The following is a 408-nucleotide window of genomic DNA, read 5'->3' on the forward strand; positions in this document are numbered from 1 at the left end:
GAGGTTTCGTCAAGAGGTGTGGACTTTCGCATTAGGCGGCGACCTCCTGGGGAGCCTCGACCCCATCCACGTACCGCACGCCTGCGTAGACCTTCGCGAGCAGGTGCGGGGGCGTTCAGGCGGCGGAAACGCCGTTCCGCCACCAGGAGCATCTTCCCGATCACCGCGCTGAGCTGGTCGTAGCGCTTGGAGCGCTTGGCCGCGTCCGTCCGCAGCCGCAGCGCCGCAAACGGGGACTCCACCACGTTCACCGTCCGGAGGTGCACCCGGTGCTCCTGGGGGAACTGGGAAAAGGTGACCATCCGGTCCCAGTCCTGCCCCAGGGTCTGGGCGGCCTGTTTGCAAGTCCTGCCTTTGGCACCACGCCTCGAAGGCCTGCCGCTGGTGATCTGCTTCCTTCCGGCTGGG

1 pseudogene is annotated in these 408 nt (G+C 67.2%); it reads right to left on the reverse strand.

From position 1 onward, the window contains the following. Positions 1–31: 31 nt before the first annotated feature. Positions 32–408: pseudogene (locus CFB18_RS16690) on the reverse strand (IS256 family transposase); the annotation flags it as partial.

The organism is Thermoflexus hugenholtzii JAD2, assembly GCF_900187885.1.
Classification (GTDB): Bacteria; Chloroflexota; Anaerolineae; order Thermoflexales; family Thermoflexaceae; genus Thermoflexus; species Thermoflexus hugenholtzii.